This is a genomic window from Streptomyces hilarionis, assembly GCF_024539675.1.
In the GTDB taxonomy this organism is placed as follows: Bacteria; Actinomycetota; Actinomycetes; order Streptomycetales; family Streptomycetaceae; genus Streptomyces; species Streptomyces hilarionis.
This window is the reverse complement of sequence record NZ_JAHHIT010000064.1, coordinates 24,186-47,898: the sequence shown is the minus strand read 5'-3', so window position 1 is coordinate 47,898 and position 23,713 is coordinate 24,186. Positions and strand designations below refer to the sequence as shown.

Sequence of the window (23,713 nt, the reverse complement as noted above, 5' to 3'; positions counted from 1 at the left end):
AGCTATCAGTTCGCCGCCAGTGGGCAGGGAAGTCCCGACGACGGGCGTCCGCACGTCCTCCGCGGGCCCGCGAGTCTCACCATGCGGCACCCCGGAGGCGGATGTCGGGCGCTCGTTAGACTGAGCCGACCGCAGTACAAGGGCGTATGTGCGGAAAAGAGACAAACTGAGCGAGGAGCGCACGTGGGCCTTGTCGTGCAGAAGTACGGAGGCTCCTCCGTAGCCGATGCCGAGGGCATCAAGCGCGTCGCCAAGCGGATCGTGGAAGCGAAGAAGAACGGCCACCAGGTGGTCGTCGTCGTTTCCGCGATGGGCGACACGACGGACGAGCTGATCGATCTCGCCGAGCAGGTGTCACCGATGCCCAGCGGCCGGGAATTCGACATGCTGCTGACCGCCGGAGAGCGGATCTCCATGGCCCTGCTGGCCATGGCGATCAAGAACCTGGGCCACAGCGCCCAGTCGTTCACCGGCAGCCAGGCAGGCGTCATCACCGACTCGGTCCACAACAAAGCCCGGATCATCGACGTCACGCCGGGCCGCATCCGGACCGCGCTGGACGAGGGCAACATCGCCATCGTCGCCGGGTTCCAGGGCGTCAGCCAGGACAAGAAGGACATCACCACGCTGGGGCGCGGCGGGTCCGACACCACGGCCGTCGCCCTGGCCGCCGCGCTGGACGCCGAGGTCTGCGAGATCTACACCGACGTGGACGGCGTGTTCACCGCCGACCCGCGCGTGGTGAAGAAGGCGAAGAAGATCGACTGGATCGCCTTCGAGGACATGCTGGAGCTCGCGGCCTCCGGCTCCAAGGTGCTGCTCCACCGCTGTGTGGAGTACGCCCGCCGCTACAACATCCCGATCCACGTCCGCTCGTCCTTCAGCGGACTCCAGGGCACGTGGGTCAGCAGTGCACCGATCGAGCAAGGGGACAAGCCGGTGGAGCAGGCCATCATCTCCGGTGTCGCGCACGACACCTCCGAGGCCAAGGTCACGGTCGTCGGCGTGCCGGACAAGCCGGGCGAGGCCGCCGCGATCTTCCGCACGATCTCCGACGCCGAGATCAACATCGACATGATCGTGCAGAACGTGTCCGCGGCCGCCACCGGCCTGACGGACATCTCCTTCACCCTCCCCAAGGCCGAGGGCCGCAAGGCCATCGACGCCCTGGAGAAGAACCGCTCCGGCATCGGCTTCGACTCGCTGCGCTACGACGACCAGATCGGCAAGATCTCCCTGGTCGGCGCCGGGATGAAGACCAACCCGGGCGTCACGGCCGACTTCTTCAAGGCCCTGGCCGACGCGGGCGTCAACATCGAGCTCATCTCGACCTCCGAGATCCGCATCTCGGTCGTGACCCGCGCCGACGACGTCAACGAGGCCGTGCGCGCCGTGCACACCGCCTTCGGGCTCGACTCCGACAGCGACGAGGCCGTCGTCTACGGGGGCACCGGGCGTTGATCTCGGCAACGCGCCGGCCGACGCTCGCGGTCGTGGGGGCGACCGGGGCGGTCGGCACGGTCATGCTGCGGATCCTGTCCCAGCGGGCCGACGTCTGGGGTGAGATCAGACTCGTCGCCTCGCCGCGCTCGGCCGGCCGCAAGCTGGCCGTGCGCGGTGCGGAGGTCGAGGTGCTGGCCCTGTCGGAGGAGGTCTTCGACGGGGTCGACGTCGCGATGTTCGACGTGCCCGACGAGGTCGCCGCGCACTGGGCGCCGGTCGCCGCCGCCCGGGGCGTGGTCGTGGTGGACAACTCGGGCGCCTTCCGGATGGACCCGGACGTGCCGCTGGTGGTCCCGGAGGTCAACGGGCACACCGTGCGCAACCGGCCGCGGGGGATCGTCGCCAACCCCAACTGCACGACCCTGTCGATGATCGTCGCCCTGGGCGCGCTGCACGCCGAGTACGGGCTGCGCGAGCTGGTGGTGTCCTCGTACCAGGCGGTGAGCGGGGCCGGACGGGCCGGGGTGGAGACGCTGCGGCAGCAGATCGCGCTGGTCGCCGGCACCGAGCTGGGCACGCACCCGGGCGACGTGCGCCGGGCCGTCGGCGACAACACCGGCCCCTTCCCGGAGCCGGTCGCGCTCAACGTCGTCCCGTGGGCGGGGTCGCTGCGCGAGGACGGCTGGTCGTCGGAGGAGATGAAGGTGCGGGACGAGTCCCGCAAGATCCTCGGGCTGCCCAAGCTGCCGGTGGCCGTGACCTGCGTGCGCGTCCCCGTCGTCACCACGCACTCGCTGACCGTGCACGCCCGTTTCCAGGACGAGGTGACCGTCGACGGGGCCCGCGAGATCATCGCGACGGCTCCGGGCGTGGTCCTCTTCGACAACCCGGCGGCGGGGGAGTTCCCCACGCCCGCCGACGTGGTCGGCACCGACCCGACCTGGGTGGGCCGGGTGCGGCGGGCCCTGGACGACCCGACGGCGCTGGAGCTGTTCGTGTGCGGGGACAACCTGCGCAAGGGAGCCGCGCTGAACACGGCCCAGATCGCCGAGCTGCTGGCGGCCGAGCTGTCCTGACGGAACGACGACGCTGACCGGCGTTGTGTCGGATTGTAAGATCGTTCAAGCAATGTGAGCCGGTCGACGGTCCGAACCACTTGTATCGGACACCTTTGGCATCCGAAGATTTCCCTCCCCGTCCCCGCAACCGTGCGCAGGGCGGGGAGCGTCTTTGCGGTCACCCTTCGGTGTGCGCGGACGTGTGAACGATCACAGCGTATGGGGACGGCCGTGGTCCGGGCGTGGGGACGCCCGTTCCTGGGGTTACAGGGGAAGAGCGGGGCACATGAGACGGGTGCGCGGGGCCTTGGCCGACGCGAATGAGACGCCGGACGCGTACAACCCCCACGGGGGGAAGTGTGTCCAACTGGCGTGGCAGAGGTACTCGAACTCCCGGTCGCGCCCCGCAGCGCGGCCCTGCGGCCCCTCCGTGGCGCCGTACGACCCCGCACCGCCGGCGCGCCCGGCGGCATGCCGGTGATCGCGCCCATGCCCGCAGCGCGGCCCACCCGCGTCCCCGGTCAGCGTGACGGCGCCACCACCGCCGACACCGCGGACACCCCCGTGGCGGCCGGCACCACGGTCGACCACCTCACCGAGACCTACCGGGCCCACTACCGCTCCCTGCTGGGCCTCGCCGCCCTCCTCCTCGACGACACCGCCTCCTGCGAGGACGTCGTCCAGGAGGCCTTCATCCGCGTCCACTCCGCGCGCAAGCGCGTCCGCGACCCGGAGAAGACCCTCGCCTACCTGCGCCAGACGGTCGTCAACCTCTCCCGCTCCGCCCTGCGCCGGCGCATCCTCGGCCTGAAGCTGCTCTCCAAGCCGATGCCGGACATGGCCAGCGCGGAGGAGGGCGCCTACGACCAGCTGGAGCGCGACTCCCTCATCAAGGCGATGAAGGGCCTCCAACGCCGCCAGCGCGAGGTCCTCGTGCTGCGCTACTTCGCCGACATGACCGAGGCCCAGGTCGCCGAGACCCTCGGCGTCTCCCTCGGCTCGGTCAAGGCCTACGGCTCGCGCGGGATCGCGGCCCTGCGCATCGCCATGGAGGAGCCGGCGTGAGCGGAGCAGCCGGAGAGCGGGACCCGCGCGACGGCCCCGACGGTCCCGAGCGCGACGAGCCCCTCGCGCGGCACGAGCCGCCGTCGCCCACCCAAGAGCCGAAGCCATCGCACGCTGGGAACTCAACCGTGAACCACCGCCTCGACGACCAGGGCCCCGACGGGCTCGACTCGGACGAGCTCGCACTGCGCCGGATGCTGCACGACGTCGTCCAGGAGATGGAGCCCCGGGACGGCGCCCTGGACCACCTGCGGCGGGCCGTCCCCGTCCGCCGGGCCCGCAAGCGGCAGGCCGCCGTCGGCATGGCGGCCGCGGCCCTCTTCCTCGGCACCGCCGTCCCCGCCGTCCTGCACGTGTCGAACGCGGGCGGCTCCGACGCGAACCCTTCCATCGCCGGCCAGGCCTCCCAGGCGCAAGGGGGCGTCGACCAGGGCAAGAACCCTGACGGCGGCTCCTCGGGCAAGGTCGGCGACTCCTCCGGCAAGACCGGTGAACCGGGGAGGAGCGGCGCCACCGACTCCGGTCAGGGCAAGGAGTCCACGGGCGGCGCCGCCTCCACCGGCCCCAGCGCCTCCTCCGCGGCGGACGCCCCCGCCTGTCTGCCCGCCCAGCTGACGGCCGCCGAACCCACCGTCGCCGTCCCCGACGCGGCCGGCATCGTCTACGGCGCCTTCCGGGTGCAGAACTCCTCGGCCGCCGCCTGCACCGTCGGCGGCGCCGTCTCCCTGACGTACGAGGCCCAGGGCGCCGCCGACGCGGCGAAGATCACCGTCGCGGCGCACGCCTCCGGGGACGTGGCGGCCGGCCTGCCCGACCCCTCCCTCGACGTCGCCCGGCTCACCCTCGCGCCCGGCTCCGCCTACGAGGTCAAGTTCGCCTGGGCCCCCGCCGAGACCTGCCCCACCCCCGGCGGGACCGGCGGCGGCGACGGCGGCGCCACGGCCTCCCCGTCCCCCTCGCCGAGCGCCCCCGTCGGCACGACCGGCGGCGAGACGGCCTCGGGCGCGACGACCCAGCTGTACACCGAGGACGGCACGGCCGACGGAAGCGTCGTGGTGTCGTACAAGAGCGTGGAGGGCGCGGCGCCCGCCAAGGCGACCGTGCCGGACGCGTGCGCCGGGACGATCTACCGGACGGGCGTGCTGGCGTCGTCCTGAGCACGCCCCGACGACCCGGCGACCACGGGCGAACCGGCGACCGCCGCTTCCTGCGGGACGATCCCGAGCCGGGCGTCCCGGACGAACTCCACCTCACGGCGCAGCAGCCGGAACCACATGAACACCACGAACCCGGCGAAGACGAACCACTCGCCGGTGTAGCCGAGGTTCTGGAACGCCTTCAGGTCGAGGCCCGTGTCGGACGCCGCCTTCGCGGGCACCGCCGTCATCCCCGAAGCGGCGGTGTCCAGGGTGATCCACGCGTCGTACAGGTCGTAGGGCACCAGGTTGACCAGTGACGCGGCACTGATCGCCGCCGTCTGTCCGGCCGGCAGACCGCCCCGGGCGCTCACCCCGTCGTCGCCGGGCTGCTCGGAGGCCTGGAGCGCCCCGGTGACGGTCACCTCGCCGGCGGGCGCGGCCGGGGCCTTCGCCGCGTCGGCCCGGCCCGGCAGCCAGCCGCGCACGACCGGCAGCGCCCGGCCGCCGTCGACGCGCAGCAGGGTCAGCACGTAGAAGCCGCTCTTCCCGTCCAGCTCCCGGTCGGGCACCAGCAGCTGCCTGCCGTAGCGGCCGGTGGCGGTGGCCTGCTTGCCGGAGGTCGCCTTGTCCACGGGCAGCAGTTCGGCCAGCGGGCGGGCGGCGTCCGTGCGGGCGGACTGGGCCTGCGCCTTCGCGTCACGGTGGTCGTCCACCCGCGCCTCGAACCGGCTCAGCTGCCAGGACCCCATGAACAGGCAGAAGGGGATGGCCAGCAGCACGAAGACGTTGATCCCCCACCATCGGGGCGTCAGCAGAAACCGGTACACGCCCCCCACGGTACGGGGCCCGGAAGGGCCCGCGCGCCGCGGGGGTGAGCCTCTTCGGTGGGAAGCGGGTGCGAAGACGGTGGGAAGTCGTCCACAGGCTGGGGACCTTGGCGTCTCTTTGTGGGCGCGGGCGGGCAGTATGGGGCCATGACTGAGAGCAACGGGTCCGCCGCACCCGAACGGTACGAGGACATGCCTGACTGGGAGAAGCGCTTCCGCGCGCCCCGGGTGTCGCTGCCCGACTGGGCGCAGGACGCCCCCGACCACTCCCTCTTCGTGTCGAACGCCACCGGGACGTACGAGCTGTACGCCTGGGACCGTGCCACCGGAGACCGACGACAGGTCACCAACCGGGCCAACGGCACGACGGACGGCGTGCTCTCCCCGGACGGCGCCTGGATCTGGTGGTTCGACGACAAGGACGGCGACGAGTTCGGCGTCTGGCGCCGCCAGTCCTTCGCCGGCGGCGAGGACGAACTGGCCACACCCGGCCTGGACGCCTCCTACCCGGCGGGCCTCGCCCTCGGCCGTGACGGCCGCACGGCGGTCGTCGGCCGCTCCACCGACGAGGAGGGCACCACCATCCACGTCGCCCGCACCGGCGAGCCCCCCTTCGAGCTCTACCGCCACCGGGAGTCCGCGGGCGTCGGCGACCTCTCCCACGACGGCGGCCTCATCGCCGTCGAGCACACCGAGCACGGCGACGCCATGCACTCCGCGCTGCGCGTCCTGCGCCCGGACGGCACCAAGGTCGCCGAGCTCGACGACACCCGCGGCGGCACCGTGGAGCTCGGCCTGGAGGTCCTGGGCTTCGCCCCGGTCGACGGCGACCCCCGCCTGCTCATCGGCCACCAGCGCCGCGGCCGCTGGGAGCCCCTGGTCTGGGACGTGACGACGGGCTCCGAGACGGACCTGGACCTGGGCCTGCCCGGCGACGTCAGCGCCGAGTGGTACCCGGACGGCTCCGGCCTGCTCATCGTGCACAGCTTCGAGGCCCGCAGCGAGATGTTCCGCTACGACCTGGCCGGCGCCCGACTGGAACGGATCCCCACCCCGCCGGGCACCGTCTCCGGCGCGACGGCCCGCCCCGACGGCAGCGTGGAGTACCTGTGGTCCTCCGCGGCCCTGCCGCCCGCGGTCCGCTCGACCACCGGCGAGGTGGTCCTCGATCCCCCCGGCCCGAAGTCCCCCGGCTCGGTCCCGGTGCAGGACGTCTGGGTGCAGGGCCCCGGCGGCCGCATCCACGCCCTCGTCCAGAAGCCCGCGGACGCCACCGGCCCGCTGCCCACGGTCTTCGACATCCACGGCGGCCCCACCTGGCACGACAGCGACGCCTTCGCGGCCGCCCCGGCGGCCTGGGTGGACCACGGCTACGCGGTGGTCCGCGTCAACTACCGCGGCTCCACGGGCTACGGCCGCGCCTGGACGGACGCGCTGAAGCACCGGGTCGGCCTGATCGAGCTGGAGGACATCGAGGCCGTACGGGAGTGGGCGGTGAGCTCCGGTCTCGCCGACCCCGCCCGGCTGATCCTCACCGGCGGCTCCTGGGGCGGCTACCTCACGCTCCTCGGCCTCGGCGTCCAGCCCGACGCCTGGGCCGTGGGCATCGCCGCCGTGCCCGTCGCCGACTACGTCACGGCCTACCACGACGAGATGGAGGCCCTGAAGGCGATGGACCGCACGCTGCTCGGCGGCACCCCGGAAGAGGTCCCCGAGCGCTTCGAGGCCTCGTCCCCGCTGACGTACGTCGACAAGGTGCGGGCCCCCGTCCACATCTCGGCCGGCGTGAACGACCCCCGCTGCCCGATCCGCCAGATCGACAACTACGTCAAGCGCCTGGAGGCGCGAGGAGCGGTCCACGAGGTGTACCGCTACGACGCGGGCCACGGCTCCCTGGTGGTGGACGAACGCATCAAACAGGTCCGCCTGGAACTGGAGTTCGCCCAACGCCACCTCCCGTCCTGACCCCGAGCCGGCCCTGGGCGGAGCCCCCGAGGACGGGACGGGAAGGGGCGGCGGGGGCGAAGACTCCCGCCCACGACGCCCCGCCGCCCGCCCGGGGGCGGAACCCTCCGCGGCCCCCGCCCGCTCGGGCGGATCCTGGGCCGCGGCTCGCCCACCGGCCCCGGCGGTCCGGGGCCACGGGCCGGGGGACCAGGTGCCTTGCGGCGGCCACTGGCCACCGTCTCCACGGGCCGTGGACGGCCACGCGCCGCGGACGGCGACGAGCCACCGTCCGCGGGCCATCGGCCCTCACGGGGCCGGGGGACACCCCCGGCCCCGCCCCTCACCGCCTGCGCCGCAACAACTCGGCCAACCCCCGTCGGGTGGCCGCCAGCACGACCCGATCCGACCCCCGCAGCACATACGCGTCGGCCAGATCCCACACCAGCCCCGGCCCACCCTGCCGCTCCCGCCCCGTGTCCAGCGCGAGCACCCGCCAGTACCCGGCCCGGAACGCCTCCCCGACCGTCCTGCCCTCCAACTGCGGGTACCCCGCGACCTCCAGCGCGGCGAACAGCAGCACCCGCCGCTCCACCGGGATCGCCCCCAGGATCTGCCGGCCCATCATCGCCCCGGCGAACGACGGGGCCGACAGATGCGACACACTCCGGCTGCGGGTCAGCGCCTGCGGATGCGCGGCCCGCAGGGTGCGGTACACGGCGGTCGCGAAGTCGTCGTCGTACAGCCGCAGCACCACCCGCAGATCGGGCCGCAGCGAGCGCGCGTACAGCGCGGCCTCCAGGTTCGTCGTGTCGGAGCTGGTCACCGCGAGCAGCGCGTGCGCACGGTGGATCTTCGCGGCCTCCAGCACCCCCTCCTGCGTGACGTCCCCCAGCACCACCGGCGCCCGCAGCCGCCGTGCCACCGCCAGTCCGCGCGCGTCGGGCCCCGCCTCGACGCACACCACCGGAATGTTCAGCTCCCGCAGCCGGATCAGCACCCGTGTGCCGATCTTCCCCAGCCCGAGCAGCACGACGTGCCCGCCGAGCCCCCGGGGCGGCCGGCGCAGCGCACCCGCCCCGCGGAACGTCCCCAGCGCCTCCAGCACCGCTGCCAGCAGCACCGGCAGCAGCAGCAACCCGACCAGCCCGGACAGGAGTTGGAGCACCTGACGCTCGGTGGTGGCCCCGACCGCCGGATCGTTGATGGCGAACAGGTCCAGCAGCGTCAGGTACAGCGCGCCCAGCGGGTGGATCCCGGTCGCCAGCCACAACGCCACCGCCAGCGCGAACACGCACCCGACCAGCCCGGCCAGCGACCACCGCAGCCGCCGCGAGAACAACGAGGCGAACGGCGCCATGACCCCGACGCCCCGCCCGGCGGGCAGCGCAGGCCCGGCCGAGTACGCGACCTGTTCCAGGACGACCGACCCGCGCCTGCCGGACACGGCCGCCTCCCGGACCGCCGCCGCGTCCGGCAGCAGCAGCGGGCCCTGCTCTCCGCTGGCCTCGGAGCCGTCCGCGAACGCCGGGTCGCCGCCGTCGGCCGACAGCAGCGCGAGGGTGGGACGCCCCGGCTCGCCCGCCTCCCCGGCGCCGGACGGCGGCCGCTCGACGGCGCGCAGCAGCAGCCCGTCCGTCTGGACGACCTTGCTGGTGCCGACGACGGCGGTCGCGGCGAGGGCGGGCGCGGCGGTGTCGGCGTCGGACAGGACGGTCGTCGAGGCGTCCCCGCGCGCGGAGGAGAGGTCGGAGCCGTCGCCGGTGGCCAACGCGGCAGCCTGGTCCAGCAGTTCCTCGATGTGCTGGCCCAACCGCCGGTTGTAGAGCCGCAGCACCAGTCGCAGCCGGGGATTGAGCCGTCGGGCGGTGAGGGCCGCGCGGATGTTCGTCTCGTCGTCGTCGTACACGAGGGCCAGCGCGGCGGCCCGCTCCACGCCCGCCTCGGCCAGCACGGCCTCGGTGGCCTCCAGGGCCTCCAACGTGCGCTGGCCGCCCACGGGTTCGCCCGCGGCCTGAGCCTGCGCGCCGTTGCCCGCCGCCCGGTTGACGGCCGCGCTCACCACCCGGTCGAGCAGCGCCGCCGACACCGCCCGGGCCCGCCCGACGACCGGAGGGCGGACCATGCGCTCCGCCGGAGGCACGACGAGCGTGACCTGTTCCTCGTACACGCCCCGCAGCTCGGCGGCGAGCCGGTGCGCCAGACCGTCGTCGCCGCACACCACCATGTGCGCGCCGGCGGCGCCCGGCGGCAGACCCTGATTCGGAACGCTCCCCACGAAGGAGAAGACTGCCTCACCGGGACGGGAGGTTCCACGACGGACGTGAACACCCGGGGCGGAACCGCCGTAGGAAAGGGGAGGGAATGCGAGAGACAGGCAACAGGGAGAACCCGGAAGCCGGAGGTGCCCGAACCGTGGCCATCGCCAAAGCGGCCCCGCACGAGGAGGGCACGCCCCCGGCCCCGCAGGACGACCGTGCCCGCACGTCCCTCCCCGACGGACCGGAGGACCGGGCCCGCACGACCGGCCACGCCGGTCCGGACGAGCGGAACCGGCAGGCCCCGCAGGGTGAGCCGGACCGGCGGGGTGAGCCGGACCGGCGGGAGCCGCACGGTGAGCGGGGGGCGGCGGCCGGGCCGTCCGCCCGGCCCGCGCGGCTCAGCTCCCCGCTCGTGCTCACCATGGTCCTGCTCCTGATGGTGCTGTTGCAGAGCCCGGTCCGACGGGCCCTGTCCGCGCCGGTGATGCAGAGCTGGATGACGGTGTTCGTGGCCGTGGTGGTCCAGGCGCTGCCGTTCCTGGTGCTCGGGGTGCTGCTGTCGGCGGCCATCGCCGTCTACGTGCCGCCCAGCTTCTTCGCCCGCGCACTGCCCTCGCGCCCGACGCTCGCCGTGCCGGTCGCCGGACTCGCCGGAGCGGTGCTGCCCGGCTGCGAGTGCGCGTCGGTCCCCGTGGCCGGCGCGCTGGTCCGCCGGGGCGTCACCCCGGCCGCGGCCCTCGCCTTCCTGCTCTCCGCGCCGGCGATCAACCCGATCGTGCTGACGGCGACGGCCGTGGCCTTCCCCCGCAACCCCGAGATGGTGCTCGCCCGGTTCGCCGCCAGTCTGCTCGCGGCGTGCGCGATGGGCTGGCTGTGGCAGCGGCTGGGCCGCACCGACTGGCTGCGGCTGCCGGCCCACGCGCCGCACGAGGGCGAGACCAGGGGGGCCGCGTTCTGGGACTCCGTCCGGCACGACGTGATGCACGCCGGCGGCTTCCTGGTCGTGGGCGCGCTGGCGGCGGCGACGCTGAAGGCCGTCGCCCCGGCGAGCTGGCTGCGCACGGCGGCGGACAACCCTGCGGTGGCCGTGCTGACGCTGGCCCTCCTCGCGGTGATCCTCTCCATCTGCTCGGAGGCGGACGCGTTCGTGGCAGCGTCCCTCACCCAGTTCTCCCTCACCGCCCGGCTCGCCTTCCTGGTCGTCGGCCCGATGATCGACCTCAAGCTGTTCGCGATGCAGGCGGGCACGTTCGGCCGGGGCTTCGCGCTGCGCTTCGCCCCGGCGACCTTCGCGCTGGCCATCGCGTCGGCGCTGCTCACGGGGTGGGTGCTGCTGTGAACCGACAGTCCCAGTCGGCCGTCCTCTTCCTCCTCGGCGCGGCCCTGCTGCACGCCGGCGCCACCGACCTGTACCTGCGCTACGTGAAGGCGGGCCTGCGCCCGCTGCTGCTCGCGGCCGGCGCGGTCCTCATCGTGACGGCGCTGGCCACGAGTTGGTACGAGCGCCGCAGGACGAAACGCCACCGCCCCCGACCGGCCCGCCGGTCCGCCGACGGCCGGGAACGGGACGCGCGGGCCCCGTCCGCCGCCCCCCGGACCGACGACGAAGCCGGCGCACCGCTCGCTCCCCGGCCCGACGACGGAGCCACCGCACCGGCCGCCCACGCCCACCCCGAGCCCCGGGTCGCCTGGCTGCTGGTCCTGCCCCTCCTGGCGCTGATCCTCGTGGCCCCGCCCGCCCTCGGCTCGTACAGCGCGACCCGTACCGGGACGGCCTTGCAGGAACCCCTCGCCTATCCGTCCCTCCCCGCCACGGACCCCCTCCCGCTCGGCGTCGTCGACTACGCGGGCCGGGCCTTCTACGACCACGGCCGCACCCTCGCGGGCCGCGAGGTCCGGCTGACCGGGTTCGTGGCCCTGGACCACGACGGCACCCCCTATCTGGTCCGCATGGCGCTCAACTGCTGTGCCGCCGACGCCCAGCCGGTCAAGATCGGCCTGACCGGCCGCATCCCCCCGGTGCTCCAGCCCGACGCCTGGCTGACCGTCACCGGCGTCTACACGCCGCGCACCGCCCGCGACCCGGTCAACGGAGGCCCGATCCCCTTCCTCGAGGTCACTCGGGCCACACCGGCCCCGACGCCCGAGGACCCCTACGACGAGTCCTGGAACAACTGAGGGTTCCGGGCGGAACGGACCGGTGCCGTGGGGCGGCCGCGGGTCGCGATCAGCTCGGTTAAGCCTTCCTCAACCTCTGGTGGCCGGGCGGTGAGCGCCTCATGATGGGGCCATGACGGCGGCCTCGCGTGCCATGACACGACTGGCGATCTGGCCGGACCTCGCGGAGGGCCGGCCCAGTTGCGGCACCGGCCGGGCGTTGCGCTCGGGCCTTGTCGAGATCGTGCACTTCCATTCCGACCGCAGCGTCGACCTGCATCTCACCGCCAAGGCGATCCGCCGGTTCGAGAAGGACCTCAGGCATTCGACGGCCATCCGGCTGCTGCCGGGTTCGTCGTGGGTCACCGTCCATCTGGAGTGCGAGACGGACATCGACCTGCTCATGACCCTCGTCAGCGCAGCCCTCCAGGCGCACCAGAGGCATCCCGGCGCCGACGACGCCCCCCTCCCGCGCTGCAACGACCACCGGGAGGCGACCCTCACCCGCCAGAGCGTCGGCGGGGTCTGAACTCCGCCGCGACGGCGGCCTGGTGACGCACGTGCGTCGGGCACGGCCCTGCCGCTCGACCCCGACAGCCGACCCCGACAGTCGTGCCCGACAGCCGACCCCGACAGCCGACCCCGACAGTCGTGCCTGCCGGCCGGGTTCGTCAGACGTGTCCGTGAGAGATGTCCGTCAGCCGGGTCCCTGGAGGCCCGGAGACCCGTAGGCGCGGAGACCCGCAGACCTGGAGACCCGCAGACCTGGAGACCTGACGACCCGTCAGTTATGGTCTGCCGCACCGGAACACGTGCCGACGCAGAAGGGGTGAGCGCCATGGCGGCCGACCCGGACCGTTCGACCCGGCCTCCGCACAGCCCGCAGCCGCCGGGAACTCCCCGCTGGGCGGCGATGTTCTACGACCCGCTCTCGGCGTCCTGGCACTGCGCCGCCGAATCCCCCGACCGCACGCCCGTGGTCTACGCGATCGGCGAGATGACGCAGACCCGGCGGACCAAGGGGGGCGAGGTGACGGTCGCCCTCTGGGGTCCCGGCGGCGGTGGGTGGCAGCGCTTCGACCTCACCGCGGCGAACGCCGTCGCCCCCCTCGCGCCCGAGCCCGCGGCGCCGCCGACGGCCGGCGAGTCCGCGCCGCCCGGCCACGCCAGGCACGCGGAACGGCTGGAGGACCGCCGTCACCAGGTCCTCGTGGCGGGCCTGAACAAGGCGGGCCTCCACGATCTCGGCGCGGACGACGAGGCGGCCGTGCGGACCCTGGTCGACCGCGTCGACGAGACCACGCTGCGGCGGCTCGCGCACTGGATGGCTCTGGCGGGCAGACCGGTTGAGTGACGCGTCCGACGGGCAGTCAGACCGTATGAGAGTCTCCGTGGACCCCGAGGTGTGTTACGGCTCCGGGGAGTGCGCGCACCGCGTGCCCTCCGTCTTCACCGCGGTGGACGGACTCGGGGCCGTCCTGCCGGGGCGCGAGGAGACGGGCGAGGACCCGCAGGTGCGGGACATGGCCGAACGCTGCCCGTCGCAGGCCATCCGCCTCGGCTGACGACCACCGCCTGCGGACCGCTCCTTCGAGGGCGTGCGCACCCGAGGGCGCAGACGGCCGCCGAGCAGCGAAAGACCCGGTCGCTGGCGACGGGGGATGCACCAGCGACCGGGCTATGGCCAAGGCTAACAAGGGCGCTGGTCCGGCGGGAGTCGACTTCTCACCTGTCCTGCGGTTGTGATCGGGATCACTCCCGCGGGGGTTCAGCCGCTCGAGAGCAGGTACGCGTCAGGCCTGCGGCAGGCGGGCGGGCGGCACACGAGCGGCAGGCGGGCGGGCGGCAGGCGGACGCGCGGGCGTCAGACGGGCAAGCGCGTGCTTCAGAGGGGCAGCGCGTGCGTCAGACGGGCGTGCCGCAGGTATGCGGACCGACACGGACCGGCGGACCGACGCGGACCGGCGGACCGACGCGGACCGACGAAGAAGTGCGTGACTGGACCCGCAGGTGGACGGACGTCCGGTTGACGGCCCGCAAGGCAGGCCGGCCGCACGCCGCCGTCCCCGCATCACGCGGAACGGCCGTGGGCGCAGCCGTTCTCCGGGCGGACCGGCTCGCCCCGTGCGTGCCGGGCGTGGCCGTGCGGACTAGCCGGCCCTCCGACGGGCCGTGTGCGCGTTCGAGCCGGACACCTCCGCGTCCTCGGCTGCGAAGGAGGCCGCGTACGCCTCGTCATCCCCGAAGTCCGGTGCTTGGAACGGGTTCGTCACCGGAGGCGGCGATGCCGCGGTGGAGTGCGAGCGGGCCCCCTCCGGGGCGGAGAACAGCGAGGTCAGGTCTATGAGAGGTCTCCCCTTCGATACAGGCTCCCTGGGGAGCCTGGTGTGCCGTGACCGGGCACAGCGGTACTACAGCTTGCTCATTTTGGCGTACGGACTCAAGATCCGCTCCTGCGCCGACCCGAAATCCACGAGCGCCGCGATGCCGTCTTCGATGCCGATCACGCGGCCGAGGCCGTACATGTCGTGCGTGACCTGGTCGCCCACGGCGAACTGCTTGGGCGGTGGGGCGACCGGAGCCTTGAAGGGGCTGGTAGGCAAGTAGCGCTTCTGTGCAGCTGGCTTTGTCATTGCCTCCAGTATGGCCTGAGGTGGTCGGTTCGAGGCAGCCGTCCGCGTGCGCTCTTCGCCCGCGACCCGGCCGACGCCCGCTCCCGCTCCGCCGAGGATCTCCGGCTACGCGTCACTGACCTGCGGTTTCGATGCCGGGGGAGGGCCGGACGGCCCGACTGCTTGACGCCTTGTTTACTTCGACTGATTTTCTGCATCCGGCACACTTGCGGCGCGCGGACCGGCCGGACGGCCCCCGTGGACCGGATTTCACTTCCCGGACCGGGCCACTCCCTCGCGCGGGAAGGCCCTCTCCTGACAGGCTCGGACACGTGACGTACGTAGTGACCGTGGACACCTGCATCCCGGAGGGCACTCCGGAGATGGATCCGCTTCAGCGTGCCGGCGCCGTGGCGCTCATCGAGGACGGCTTCGACTCCGTCCGGGCCGTCGAGGGGCCCGACGGCGTGAAGGTCGACCTCCTGGACACCATCGTGTCCGTCCATCCCGGCGGAGCCCTGCTGAAGGTCGTCGTGGACGCTCCGGCACTGGAGTGCGCGGAGGACTCCGTGCAGGTCCTCGTGGACGAGCTGCTCGAACGCACCGAGCTGCTGGCCGACTGGACGATCGAACGGTGCGAGGTCGAGCTGCACCAGGACCGGGCCCGGGCCAGCCTCGACGCGGCCGAGGGGCCGGACGCCCCGCCCGACGACCCCGCCGCCCGCAAGGCCCGCCACACGGCGGCCCCGGCCCCCGAGGACGCGGGGGAGGCCCACGACGGCGGCCGGGACGACGGCGAGAGCGCGACGGCCGTGCGCGCCCGCATCCTCGCCATGGCCGACGAACTCCGCTCCTTCCCCCTGACGACGTTCGGCGCCCGCCCCGCCACGGAACCCGCGCCGTCCACGGAACACGGCGGACCCGCCGCTCCCGAGACGGAGGCGAGGGGCGCGACGGAGACGAAGGACGCGGCGGGGGCGAGGGGCGTCACGGGGGCCGACCGGCACGCGGAACGCGCGGAGAGCGCCCGCCTCGCCGCCGGCGCCCTGGTCTACGCGACCGACGTCCTGGTGGAGGAGCTGTTCGAGGACATCCAGGTCCTCACCCAGGAGGACGCCACGGTCGCGGAGTGCGAGGGCCCCCTGTGGCACCTGGAACGCCTTCCCGACCGCTACGCCCTCCAGTACGACGCCCCCTTCGCCCGCCGCTTCCTCGTCACGGTGATCGCCCTGACCACCCGCTTCACCGACGGGAGCTTCCGGCGCCTGCACTGCGTCGCCGAGGAGATCGCCCTGAGGTTCCTGCTGAACCAGGCGACCACGACCCTGGAGCTGCACGGCCTCCTCGACGACGAGGTGTCCGCCGCGCTCGACGCGTTCACGGACCACGTCTACGAGGCCTACGAGACGTACGGCGGCCTGACCCACGACCTGACCCACGAGTGGCTCCACGACGAGTCGGCGGACGGCGCCCGCGCGGCCCCCAAGAGAGCCACCGCGGGAGTCGCGCCGGAAGCCGCCTCGACGGCCTTCGGGTCGTGGTTCACCCCGTTCGAGGACGGCAGATACGTTCCTCCCCAGACGTCGGCCGACCCGGAGGAAGCCCGCTGACACCGGTCCCCGGCACCCGGAGACGACCGGCAGCTGTCCGGCGGGTTCCGCCGGGCGACGGCGGGAGGCTGCCTGGGGGCCGTGCAGGATCAGCGCCTCGCAGCGGTCGGCGAGCAGCGATGGGGAGATGCGCATGAGGAGAGGAACGGGCCCGACGACGACGTCGTCGGGTTGCGGGACAAGGAAAGGTGCCGAGATGTACGAACTGGCGGTCTGCGCCGAGATGGTCTTTCTGGACCTGCCGATGGACGAACGGGTGCGGCGCGTCCACGACGCCGGTTTCCAGGTGGAGATCTGGGACTGGACCCGGCACGACCTGGACGCCCTGTCGCGCACCCCGGCCCGGTTCTCCTCCATGACCGGGTACGTCAGGGGCAGCCTGACCGACGAGGAAGGTGCGGCCGAACTCCTGCGCACGGCCGAGGAGTCGGTGCGGGCGGCGGAGCGCCTGGACTGTCCCCGGCTGAACCTGCACGGCACCGGACTGGACGCCCGGGGCCTGCCCGTGTCGCCGGTGTCGGGTGAGGCCACCGGCGCGATGTGGCTCGCCGCCCAGCGCACGCTCACCCGGATCGCGGAGCTGGGCGAGAGCGCCGGCGTCGTGTTCACGCTGGAGAACCTCAACACGGCCGTCGACCATCCCGGAGTGCCGTTCGCGAGGGCCGCCGACACCCTGGCCCTGGTCCGGGCGGTGGACCGGCCGGGACTGCGGATGAACCTGGACCTCTACCACGCCCAGATCGGCGAGGGGAACCTGATCGAACTGGTCCGCACGGCGCACGCGCTGGACCTGATCGGCGAGATCCAGGTGGCCGACGTCCCCGGCCGCCGCGAACCCGGCACCGGCGAGATCAACTACCCCGCCGTGGCCCGCACGCTGAAGGAACTCGGCTACGGGGGCACGGTCGCGATGGAGGCGTGGGCCTCCGACGACACCGAATCCGCCCTGGACCGCTTCCGCGCGGCCTTCACCGTCTGAGCGCCGACGTCGCACTTCCGGCGGCGGGAGATCACACGCCGCCGCCGGGACGGGGCGAGCCGCGGAAGACCTGCTCGGCGTGCCAGGACACCCGGGCCGGCGAGGGCGGGAAGCGCAGGTCGAGCAGCACCCGGGTCATCCGGCCGAGCAACGAGGGCTCCCGCCGCAAGGCCGCCCGCAGTTCGGGGGCGAGCCGCCCGGCCGCGCCACTGGTCCGCAACGCGGTGACCCCGGACCCGGGGCTGCCGGGCCCCCGGTCGGTGCGCACCTCCCACACCTCGTCACTGACCAGGTGGTGAAAGGGATACGCGGGCGTGGTCGCACGCGCCGGCCCGTGCCCGCTCAGCAGCCGCCTGAAGCCACCCTCGACCGCGCTGTACCGCAACTCGCCCGTGGCCGCGACGACGGCTGTGTTCCCGGCATGAACGACGCCGCACGGGCCGCACTCCTGGCGGCATGCACGCGCTGTCCCTGTGAAGGGGAAGTGCGGCAGTTCCCCTTCGAGGAGCGTGAGGCGGACGGCGCCTCGCCCTAGGCCACACGGAAATCCGCATGCGGCCTCTGATCTGTGCCGGGGTGGCGGCATGCGAACCCACGACCCGCGTCGGCCGCCCTGTGGCTGCTTCTCCCGGCTGTGCCGGGTGACCGGCGGTCGCACCCCCTGCCGGCGTGGCGAAAGAATTGTGGATCTTCGCGGCAACCTTTTCGGTCTCTCGGACCACTCAGTGCTGTCCGGTCATGCGGTCCGGTCAGATGCACCAGTTGAAAGAGAGCACAGACATGTCCCTGGAACGAGAGCACCGACATGTCCCCGGTCCACCCACGTCACCGGGGGCGTCCCGCGGCGGCGCCCACCGTGCCGACGACGGTGTCGGCGGTGGCCGCCCGAAGCACCGCGGGCGTCGGTTGCTCGCGCGTCGGGGTCTGTGGGCGGGTCTCACCATGGTGGTCGTGGCCGGCTCGGCTGTCGTGGTCAGCCAGGCTTCGGCGGACCAGAAGACCCTGGATCTGAAGAAGTGGTACGTGCTGGTCAACCGCAACAGCGGCAAGGTGCTGGACGACCGCGGCTCCGCCAAGAACGACGGCGCGGCGGTGGTGCAGTGGGCGCGCAACGGCGGGGCCGACCAGCAGTGGCGGTTCGTCGACGCGGGTGACGGCTACTACCGGCTGAAGAACCGGACCTCCGGCAAGGTGCTGGACGACCTCGGCTGGTCGAAGACCGCTGGATCCGCCATCGTCCAGTGGAAGGATCAGAACGCCGCCAACCAGCAGTTCAAACTGGCCAAGTCGTCGAAGGGCTACGTGCGGTTGGTCAATCGCTTCAGCGGCATGGCCGTCGGCGTTCGCAACGCCGCCAAGGCCAACGGCGGCAACGTCGTCCAGAACCGCGACCGGGGCGGCGCCGAACAGCAGTGGCAACTCGTCCCGGCCGGAAGCGTCGGCACGAGCCCCGCAACGCCGTCGTCCCCCGCAGCCGGCGGCAGCAGCTCGTTGACCCGCTTCATGGGCGGCAACAAGATCCTCGTCGGCGGCTCGATGTCAGACGCATCGGCGGCCGCCGCGCCGTTCGACGTGCGCTACGCCTACATCCACAGCCGGCCCGCGCCTTCGTCGGCCGCCTATACGGCAGCGCGTTGCAAGGATGAGTGGTCGGGCTGGTGGGGCTGCTGGGGCGGCAACACCACCGCGCCCGGCAATCAGGTGACCTGGCAGGACGCCCAGGCGGCCAAGGCCACCTACCAGGGCAAGTCGCGACCGCAGAAGTACCTGTGGACCTGGTACTCGTTGCGCGACCTCGGGGACGCGGCAGGCGAGGGCGACGGACCGGGCGAGGTCAAGGCCATCAACAGGCTCGACCTGCTCACCCGGTACCTGAACGACTACCGGTTCTTCCTCCAGAAGATCGGAAACTCGCACGACATGATCGACCTGGAGCCCGACTTCTGGGGCTTCGCCCGATCGCTCGGCAATCTGCACCAGGTTCCCTCGCAGGTCTCGGGCGCCAACCCGACGGACTGCGGATCGCAGGAGAACAGCGCCGCCGGACTCGCCCGGTGCCTGATCTCGATGGCACACAAGTACGCGCCGAACACCGCCGTGGGCCTGCACCTCTCCTGCTTCGACTGGCAGAGCAACCTCCAGAAGTGCGTCAAGGACTACGCGGACCTCGGGGCGAAGAACGCCGACTTCCTGGTCACCGATGTGTCGGACCGCGACGCGGGCTGGTACGCACAGCCGGCCCACGGCGGCAGTGACCACTTCTGGACCGACCAGAAGGCCGCCGCCTCGCTGAAGTTCTGGAAGACGATGGCCGAGTCCGTGGGCAAGCCGGTGGTCCTGTGGCAGATCCCCGTGGGCAACATGGCGGGGAACAACACTCCCGGCCACTTCAAGGACGACAAGGTGGACTGGCTCTTCGGCCACATGGACAAGGTGGCGAACGCCCACATCGCCGGCCTGCTGTTCGGTGCGGGATGGACGGAGCAGACGACGCCCGAGACCGACGGCGGAAACCTGATCAGGAAGACGACCGCTCTCCACGACGCGGGCGGCACAACGCTCAAGTAGGCAGAGGCGACGAACGCTCCCCCATCGAAAAGATGGGGGAGCTGCTGGGGCCCCACCTCCGGCCGCTGACCACCGCCGCGTACGAGACGACCGCACGACTCTCCATCGTGCCGCTCCCCGACTCGAAGCGGCTGGACCGGCTGACCGCAACAAGCTCTCGGACACCTGCCGGCGCCGCGCCCAGGACAAGGACGCCAAGCGCCCCGAGAAGCGACGCCGGTGCTGCGCCAGGGGGGGAGTGCCGCCGACAGACTCTCTCGCAACTCGGTCGACGACGCCCGGACGATCCTCCGCAGTGAACTGCACCCGGGAGTTCGACCGCCGCTGTGAGCGCGCCGGCGTCCGTCGCATCCGCGCGCACGACACCCGCCACACCTGCGCCTCGCTCGACGTCCACCTACCGGAGTCATAGCGGTTGCTGTACTCCGCTGCCGCACGCACGACAGAGGCCCATTCACGATCACGTGAATGGGCCTCTGACCTGTGTCGGGGTGGCGGGATTTGAACCCACGGCCTCTTCGTCCCGAAGCAACTTGGGTGGGGGTGCTGCCCTGGGCTGGGGTGGCTATCACCTGCGCTGATGGTTCGCACACGTCCGCGGTCGTCCGCCGGTGTTCGTCGGCGTTGTCACGCAGTTAGACACTCACGCTGTGCAGGCGCCTTCACGCCTCCCCAGGCGGAATGAGGCGGTCGGCGCTCTCAGCGTCGTCCACGTGTCCGTGCTCGTCGACGGTGATCGGGGTGGCCCGTCCCTTGGAGGTGACGAGCCATGCAAGCACCTGCTCGGTCAACGGCCCGCTGTCGGGTCCCTCGTCCTTCCAGTACGCGCGCCAGCCTCCTCCGGGGATGGCGGCCACCACTTGGTCGGCTCGCTCCAGGTGCGAGAAGTCTGGGTAGTCCGTGACCAGGCGCCGAGTACCGCGCTGCGGATCGACCACAAGGGCTACGCCTGTTGCCATGTCCCAAGCGTCCACATCCACAGTCCGACCAATCATCGTCTCCGTGCCGGTGAAGATCGCGAGCCAACCTGTCCCGTTGAAGTAATGCATGCGGTCATCGTCCGTGAGGGTGGCCGGCCTTGGCGGACCAACTGCGGTGTCTTGGTGTGACCTCACCTTGGGAAGCTTGGAGCTTCCAGGGGCGATTGGCTGGCTGACCTGTGGCGCAGCGGTTGCGGCACCCGACTGGCCGGCGACCTGGTCCCCGCCCTTCCCCGTGGTTCCCCGCACGACCTGGCACGGTTCTGGCACGACCTCTTCGTCCCGAACTCTCGTCTGGGAGGTCATCGGAGTCCGGTGGGCTGGTCTGCCAGCCGTTGACGGTCGTTGGTGGGCGCCTGCGGTCACGGTGGTTGCTGTACTTCGCTGCTGTACCGCAGCACTCAATGCAGCCGCTCCGCCTGGTCGTACCCGGCTGCCCTGAACGTGGGCCAGTACGTGATCTGGGGCTGGGTTCGCTCGATCAGCGCCGAAAGTGCCTCTCCATGCAGGATGCGCACATCGACCTCGGCTCCTTCTGCGCCTGCAAGGTTGTCGACCACGTAGAGGTAGTAGTGCTTGGGGTTCGCCCTGGCGGCCTCCACCTGCTGGTGTTCCAGCGGCAGCGCTTCGCTGCGCGCCGTGCGGCTGAAGGCCTTCACCTCGATCAGGCGAGGCAGACTTTCGACGTCATACGGGAGACCCGAGGTGCGGACGTCCTTCGGATCGCGGCCGGCGGCTCGTTCCAAGGCCATCACGTGTGTGATCTCGGCCTGCTCTGTCTCCTTGTTCCCCACCATGCCCCCTATGGTCAGCGGACCATGGTGCCGTGAAGACCCTCAGTTTGGGAAGCTCAGGGCATTTGGGGCGTACTTCGGGGCTGGCCTCCGGTGTGACCGGGCGCCCTGCCCGCGTGACTTGATCTGCTACCCGACATCATGATGATCTCGTGTCCGCTGAAACGACGTTCAACATGATCAGCGTTGGGTTTTCGGCTCTAGGGCTGCTCAATGCTGCCGACGGCTTTCGCCGAACGTTCAAGAGTGTCGCTGCCCCTGGCGATTCGTTCTTCAAGCGCGTGCTCGCAACTGAAGCTGCGATGGTTGAGCGCTGGCGTGCTGGTCTCACCCGTGCCCTTCGCCGCGCACTTCGACGAGCCGCTCCAACCATCACAGCCACCCTCGGCACGGCTCTGTCCGCGGAGGCCGCCATGAGTGTCCGTGGCCTCGTTCAGTTCGGGCCTTTGCCAGACGTAACGCAGGAGCCAGCAGCCTTCACGGCAGAGGTTGAGCGTCGGCTGAACCGCGTCTTCCAGTTGGCGCAGGACGTGCGACATGACCTGAGACAGGAGGAACAGGTCCGAGACACGGGAGATCAACAAGTTGCTTCGCACCTCGGAACGCAGATCTCGGCGCTCGATGAACAGACGAAGCGTGATGCCCTCGAAGGCCTACATGAACAGGTGCTCGGTTGGTTCCTCATTGCTGTCGGGCTCATAGCCCAGGTTGCGGCCCTCCTCGCCTCGTGAACCCAGATCTTGGCATCGCGTGCGGCGGAGTCTCACTATGCGAGTCAAGTGCCGCCGCGGGCGATCAGTAGCCGAAGAAGTGAAGGGCCGAGCCCCTGACCTGGGGCCATGTAATCGATCAACGCTGCGACCTGCGACCTGCGACTTAGCCGTCGTCGTTTGTCGGCGTTGGTCGTCGTTGAGCACCCTCTGACGGCGCCGAGGCGACCCAGAAACGGCCCGGCATACATGGCGGTGAGCACGTAACCAGCACAGAATTGGTGGAACGTGGCACGCGGAGCGCCGCTCGGATGCAAGATGCCTTCCGTGGATTGGCTGAGCACTCTTGCCGAGATGGGCAAGATCATGGGTGGGGTGGTGGCGGCACTGACCCTCATGGGAACGGTGACCAAGTGGTGGAAGAAGGGCCCGGGCAGGCGACGCACCTGGTCCAAGAACTTCAAGCAGCTCCGTCGTGCGGCCGGCCTACGTCGAAGCCCTCTTCGGGGAGCCGGCATTTGAACTCAGGGTGCCGGTGTTGAGCATCACTCCCGGAAAGCGCAGCCGCCTAGGCCTGACAGAACGTGTATGGCCTTTGGCGGCCGAGGGCTACTTGACGACCTGGAGCGGCGAGTCAGACGTCGTCGCCTACTCTCTCACCACCACCAGTAAGCGCTTCAAGCCCAAGATCCGAATAGGTTCCTCCTGGTACTCCAATGGTCCTGCCCTTAACGTGCGCCTGGGGCGTACACATCTCGCCCAAGTCGGCGATGCCCTTGACCTGCCGCATCCCGAAGAGATCGCTTCGTGGAAGGGTGCTCGACGGCACGAGTATTACGAGACGTACTACTTGGGAAACCCAGGGCATTACATGACATGGATGTGCGGCGTCTCCGGTGCCGGTCATCGGGCTGGCGAAGCAGGAGCCATGGAGCGGTTCGGCCCTGAGAACTCGGCGTTCCTCCGGGGCGATCTGATCGAAAGCCTCTCAGCGGATCAACGGCAGGCGCTCGACGCATACCGCGCCCGTGCGGTTGTGAACAGCCTGATGGTTCAGGGTATGGAACGGCTGAACATCTGCCCCGAGGATCCGCGCTGTGGCCCTGACTACGACCTGGTACGCATGCTCGAGAAGCCCCCGGGGATTCTCGCCAAGATCAAGGTTCGACGGGAGTTGCGAAGGGCGGAGGGGCGCCCCGCGGCCTGGGAGACGGTCCGGCGTCGACTTCCTAGGCGGCTACAGCGACGATCCGAAGGCCCACGACCACCGCTTTAGGAGAGAGGCTGGGTGATCTCGCACCTGATCTGCGGCTTCGCTGGCCGAGGCAGCGGGCGGCTACTCGACCGCGGAGCACCGGCGTTGACCGTGGCTGACCCCTGTATCTGGCACGGTTGTGGCACGAACCTCGGCCGACGACAGCCAGCCACGATGGCGGGCGCGCCGACCGACCAGGCGCGCGTGTGTCTCGCTGCGCCCCCACCGGCGTCCACCACGTTGCCAGTGCTGTCGGCCAGAGCAAGCCACGACGGCCAGCACGCGATGATGGTGCCTGAGCCGTCAGCTTG

The 23,713-nt window shown here is 71.6% G+C and carries 20 protein-coding genes and 1 pseudogene; 15 read left to right on the top strand and 6 right to left on the bottom strand.

Annotated features, from left to right (window positions below; all coding sequences use genetic code 11):
* Window positions 1-183 precede the first annotated feature (183 nt).
* The 4 genes from KMS84_RS16920 to KMS84_RS16905 all read left to right on the top strand — a co-directional run bounded on the left by KMS84_RS16920 (window position 184) and on the right by KMS84_RS16905 (window position 4,723).
* Entirely contained in the window at window positions 184-1,461 is a 1,278-nt protein-coding gene (locus KMS84_RS16920) for an aspartate kinase (RefSeq protein WP_256917056.1), read from the top strand.
* Window positions 1,461-2,519 (top strand): aspartate-semialdehyde dehydrogenase, encoded by a 1,059-nt coding sequence (locus KMS84_RS16915; protein WP_256917069.1) that lies wholly within the window; start codon window positions 1,461-1,463, stop codon window positions 2,517-2,519. The genes KMS84_RS16920 and KMS84_RS16915 overlap by 1 nt, the downstream gene beginning before the upstream one ends.
* Before the next feature lie 354 nt (window positions 2,520-2,873).
* A complete protein-coding gene (locus KMS84_RS16910; RefSeq protein WP_256917055.1) occupies window positions 2,874-3,566 on the top strand; it encodes a SigE family RNA polymerase sigma factor in 693 nt (230 codons plus the stop codon).
* A gap of 128 nt (window positions 3,567-3,694) precedes the next feature.
* Window positions 3,695-4,723 carry a hypothetical protein gene (locus KMS84_RS16905; protein WP_256917054.1) on the top strand — a complete coding sequence of 343 codons (1,029 nt, stop codon included), beginning with the start codon at window positions 3,695-3,697 and terminating at the stop codon, window positions 4,721-4,723.
* Here the strand turns inward: KMS84_RS16905 and KMS84_RS16900 are convergent.
* Window positions 4,693-5,532 carry an SURF1 family protein gene (locus KMS84_RS16900; RefSeq protein ID WP_256917053.1) on the bottom strand — a complete coding sequence of 280 codons (840 nt, stop codon included), beginning with the start codon at window positions 5,530-5,532 and terminating at the stop codon, window positions 4,693-4,695. The two genes, KMS84_RS16905 and KMS84_RS16900, sit on opposite strands and share 31 nt — an antisense overlap.
* A 147-nt stretch (window positions 5,533-5,679) precedes the next feature.
* On the opposite strand from KMS84_RS16900, the gene KMS84_RS16895 reads away from it, so the two are divergent.
* On the top strand, window positions 5,680-7,497 hold the full coding sequence (locus tag KMS84_RS16895; protein ID WP_256917052.1) for a S9 family peptidase: 1,818 nt from the start codon (window positions 5,680-5,682) through the stop codon (window positions 7,495-7,497).
* Between the two features lie 322 nt (window positions 7,498-7,819).
* Here the strand turns inward: KMS84_RS16895 and KMS84_RS16890 are convergent, their stop codons facing one another.
* Window positions 7,820-9,703: an NAD-binding protein gene (locus KMS84_RS16890; RefSeq protein WP_256917068.1), complete on the bottom strand. Its 1,884-nt coding sequence runs from the start codon at window positions 9,701-9,703 to the stop codon at window positions 7,820-7,822.
* Window positions 9,704-9,891: 188 nt separating this feature from the next.
* Between KMS84_RS16890 and KMS84_RS16885 the strand changes: the two genes are divergently transcribed.
* The 5 genes from KMS84_RS16885 to KMS84_RS16865 all read left to right on the top strand — a co-directional run bounded on the left by KMS84_RS16885 (window position 9,892) and on the right by KMS84_RS16865 (window position 13,459).
* Window positions 9,892-11,076: a permease gene (locus KMS84_RS16885; protein ID WP_256917050.1), complete on the top strand. Its 1,185-nt coding sequence runs from the start codon at window positions 9,892-9,894 to the stop codon at window positions 11,074-11,076.
* On the top strand, window positions 11,073-11,915 hold the full coding sequence (locus KMS84_RS16880; RefSeq protein WP_256917049.1) for a TIGR03943 family putative permease subunit: 843 nt from the start codon (window positions 11,073-11,075) through the stop codon (window positions 11,913-11,915). The genes KMS84_RS16885 and KMS84_RS16880 overlap by 4 nt, the downstream gene beginning before the upstream one ends.
* 112 nt (window positions 11,916-12,027) lie before the next feature.
* The gene (locus KMS84_RS16875) at window positions 12,028-12,423 is read left to right on the top strand and encodes a luciferase domain-containing protein (RefSeq protein ID WP_256917048.1); all 396 of its coding nucleotides are present in this window, start codon (window positions 12,028-12,030) and stop codon (window positions 12,421-12,423) included.
* A gap of 309 nt (window positions 12,424-12,732) precedes the next feature.
* A complete protein-coding gene (locus KMS84_RS16870; protein WP_256917047.1) occupies window positions 12,733-13,248 on the top strand; it encodes a hypothetical protein in 516 nt (171 codons plus the stop codon).
* Between the two features lie 25 nt (window positions 13,249-13,273).
* The gene (locus KMS84_RS16865) at window positions 13,274-13,459 is read left to right on the top strand and encodes a ferredoxin (RefSeq protein WP_256917046.1); all 186 of its coding nucleotides are present in this window, start codon (window positions 13,274-13,276) and stop codon (window positions 13,457-13,459) included.
* Window positions 13,460-14,305: 846 nt separating this feature from the next.
* On the opposite strand, the gene KMS84_RS16860 is transcribed toward KMS84_RS16865, so the two are convergent.
* The gene (locus KMS84_RS16860; RefSeq protein ID WP_190149351.1) at window positions 14,306-14,527 is read right to left on the bottom strand and encodes a hypothetical protein; all 222 of its coding nucleotides are present in this window, start codon (window positions 14,525-14,527) and stop codon (window positions 14,306-14,308) included.
* 311 nt (window positions 14,528-14,838) lie between these two features.
* Between KMS84_RS16860 and KMS84_RS16855 the strand changes: the two genes are divergently transcribed.
* Both KMS84_RS16855 and KMS84_RS16850 read left to right on the top strand, forming a co-directional pair.
* Window positions 14,839-16,116: a hypothetical protein gene (locus KMS84_RS16855; RefSeq protein WP_256917043.1), complete on the top strand. Its 1,278-nt coding sequence runs from the start codon at window positions 14,839-14,841 to the stop codon at window positions 16,114-16,116.
* A gap of 196 nt (window positions 16,117-16,312) precedes the next feature.
* Window positions 16,313-17,095 carry a TIM barrel protein gene (locus tag KMS84_RS16850; protein ID WP_256917042.1) on the top strand — a complete coding sequence of 261 codons (783 nt, stop codon included), beginning with the start codon at window positions 16,313-16,315 and terminating at the stop codon, window positions 17,093-17,095.
* Window positions 17,096-17,195: 100 nt separating this feature from the next.
* Here the strand turns inward: KMS84_RS16850 and KMS84_RS16845 are convergent.
* Window positions 17,196-17,492, bottom strand: a pseudogene (locus KMS84_RS16845) (phosphorothioated DNA-binding restriction endonuclease family protein); the annotation flags it as partial.
* A 545-nt stretch (window positions 17,493-18,037) separates the two neighbouring features.
* Here KMS84_RS16845 and KMS84_RS16840 point away from each other — a divergent pair.
* On the top strand, window positions 18,038-19,663 hold the full coding sequence (locus KMS84_RS16840) for an RICIN domain-containing protein (RefSeq protein WP_256917041.1): 1,626 nt from the start codon (window positions 18,038-18,040) through the stop codon (window positions 19,661-19,663).
* Window positions 19,664-20,325: 662 nt separating this feature from the next.
* Here the strand turns inward: KMS84_RS16840 and KMS84_RS16835 are convergent.
* Both KMS84_RS16835 and KMS84_RS16830 read right to left on the bottom strand, forming a co-directional pair.
* Entirely contained in the window at window positions 20,326-20,712 is a 387-nt protein-coding gene (locus KMS84_RS16835; RefSeq protein ID WP_256917040.1) for a hypothetical protein, read from the bottom strand.
* Window positions 20,713-21,044: 332 nt separating this feature from the next.
* Window positions 21,045-21,440: a protein NO VEIN domain-containing protein gene (locus KMS84_RS16830; RefSeq protein WP_256917039.1), complete on the bottom strand. Its 396-nt coding sequence runs from the start codon at window positions 21,438-21,440 to the stop codon at window positions 21,045-21,047.
* A 149-nt stretch (window positions 21,441-21,589) separates the two neighbouring features.
* Between KMS84_RS16830 and KMS84_RS16825 the strand changes: the two genes are divergently transcribed.
* Together KMS84_RS16825 and KMS84_RS16820 are read left to right on the top strand one after the other, a co-directional pair.
* Window positions 21,590-22,168 (top strand): hypothetical protein, encoded by a 579-nt coding sequence (locus KMS84_RS16825; RefSeq protein WP_256917038.1) that lies wholly within the window; start codon window positions 21,590-21,592, stop codon window positions 22,166-22,168.
* A 454-nt stretch (window positions 22,169-22,622) separates the two neighbouring features.
* Window positions 22,623-23,423: an ETEC_3214 domain-containing protein gene (locus tag KMS84_RS16820; protein ID WP_256917037.1), complete on the top strand. Its 801-nt coding sequence runs from the start codon at window positions 22,623-22,625 to the stop codon at window positions 23,421-23,423.
* Window positions 23,424-23,713 lie beyond the last annotated feature (290 nt).